The following is a 2,005-nucleotide window of genomic DNA, read 5'->3' as shown; positions in this document are numbered from 1 at the left end:
ATCAGTAAGTTCGTAAGCACTATTAATAAGTTCAATGGGCAGGAGGTCAGCGAGTGTTTCAACTTGATTGGGTTTATAACTGTTGATGATGTCGAGGGCTTGAGAAACGTGCATAAAAAATCCGATAAACAGGGTCTATCGGATTTTTATATACAGGTAGGATCATTCAACTGATCTGCCGATTAAAGTCTTAACTGATCGGCATTAGAGTCTTTCGCTCCCTTTTTCGTTTCCTTTTATAGGGCGATAGACGAGAGAGATACTCTCGGGTCGCTCACTCTTTCAAAATTCATATCTCGAAACGCAATTATTCGCTGTGGCGGAATTACGGCTTGCCGTCAGTACATTAAGCCGCATTTTTACTACAATTCGGAGAAAATCACGGCATTTTTCTTATATTTGATAAAGTCGCCCGCAATCTCCGAAAGTTCTTATTGTGTAGCGTGTCAAAGAGGCCTACACTCCGCGCGCTTTAGTTTTTAATAAGCACAGTCAATGATAATAACTTTTCGTATTTATCGTTGTTTTTAAGGATTTTTATAGACGAATTCGTCTGATGACACACTCATGAATAAGCACAAAGCACCAAAATTCAAGGCAGAATTTTTGGCACCTCGCTACTGGGGCACATTGATCATAATTAGCATCATGTACCTTCTTAGCCTCCTTCCATTTCGTGTACAACTCGCGCTCGGAAGCGGAATTGGTCGTATTGCGATGCGATTAATGAAAAAACGACAAGTCACGATCAAACGTAATTTAGAGCTGTGTTTTCCAGACATGAGCGACCAAGAGCGTGAGGCGATAATAAAAGAAAACATCGATAACGCGGGTATCGCACTGTTTGAAACCGCGATGGCGTGGTTTTGGTCAGACAAACGTGTCAGTAAGCACGTCAACATTGAGGGGATGGAACATATCGAAGCGTTAGAACAAAAAGGTAAAGGTGTTCTGATGTTAGCGGTGCATTCCATGAATCTAGAACTTGGTGCGCGAGCGTTTGGGATCCAAAAGTCGGGTTCTGGTGTTTACCGCCCAAACAACAACCCATGTTTTGACTACTTCCAATACAAAGGACGTTCTCGCTCGAATCGTACTTTGATTGATCGTAAAAATGTAAAGGGCATGCTGGAAGCACTGAAGACAGGCCAGCGTGTTTGGTACGCACCGGATCATGACTATGGTACACGTCGATCGACGTTTGCGCCTTTGTTTGCGGTAAAGCGTGCCTGTACAACAACGGGAACCAGTTTGCTAGTGGATGCTACGGATTGTGCCATTGTGCCATTTACTATGGTTCGTGAAAGCAATGGCCAATACACTTTAACCATTAGCGCGCCAGTTGAAGGCTTCCCTAAAAACGATCCAGACCAAGCGGCAGCGTTCGTAAATAAGATTGTCGAGAAGTCGATCATGGCATGCCCTGGGCAGTACATGTGGCTGCATCGTCGCTTTAAAACTCGTCCGGATGGGGAATGTTGTTTGTATAAACCCCAACTTGTACCTGTGATGTGACCTCCAAGCCCAGACATTTGTTCTGGGCTTTATTTTATCTGTCGATTCAATTCTGCTTGGTTGTTTGCCACAATAGCGATGTTGGATAATCAAGGATAAACCACGCTGACAGGATTGAACCACATTACGATAGCGGTGAGTGATTTAGAACGCTCGCTCGATTTCTATATCAACGCGCTCGGTTTTAAGGGACTCGTGAAGTGGAAACAAGGCGCGTATCTTTCTTTGGGTGATCTCTGGAAGCGAATGAAAGCAAAGCACACAGAACAAGCGCGGCAGGCCTCGTCAATTCAGCGACCTAGCCATTACTACCGCACTGATGGTAAAACGCGTTTTCTCTATGCCATTGAGAGCGCTGCAAGGTTTTCTAGACTCCGTATTTAAGCTGGCTAACATACCGCTTATTTGTCCGCATTACACCTGTATAAGCCGTCGAGCTAAGGAAGTTGAGGTTTCATTTAAAACCAAAACCAGAGGCGTGATACAGCAT

The 2,005-nt window shown here is 44.3% G+C and carries 1 protein-coding gene and 2 pseudogenes; all 3 read left to right on the top strand.

The genetic code is table 11. The features are described 5' to 3' along the window. Positions 1 to 567 precede the first annotated feature (567 nt). Positions 568 to 1,515 (top strand): LpxL/LpxP family Kdo(2)-lipid IV(A) lauroyl/palmitoleoyl acyltransferase, encoded by a 948-nt coding sequence (locus tag QTO06_RS25210; protein ID WP_331410326.1) that lies wholly within the window; start codon positions 568 to 570, stop codon positions 1,513 to 1,515. 105 nt (positions 1,516 to 1,620) lie between these two features. Continuing rightward, a pseudogene (locus QTO06_RS25205) lies at positions 1,621 to 1,755 on the top strand (VOC family protein); the annotation flags it as partial. 10 nt (positions 1,756 to 1,765) lie between these two features. Then, positions 1,766 to 2,005, top strand: a pseudogene (locus QTO06_RS25200) (transposase); the annotation flags it as partial.

The organism is Vibrio sp. M260121 (assembly GCF_036533715.1).
GTDB lineage: Bacteria > Pseudomonadota > Gammaproteobacteria > Enterobacterales > Vibrionaceae > Vibrio.
Note: the sequence above shows the minus strand (reverse complement) of the source record. Positions and strands in the feature narration are given on the sequence as shown.

Coding starts and splice junctions, on each gene's coding strand:
- QTO06_RS25210 (WP_331410326.1), top strand. CDS start 568: ATGAATAAGCACAAAGCACCAAAATTCAAGGCAGAATTTTTGGCACCT.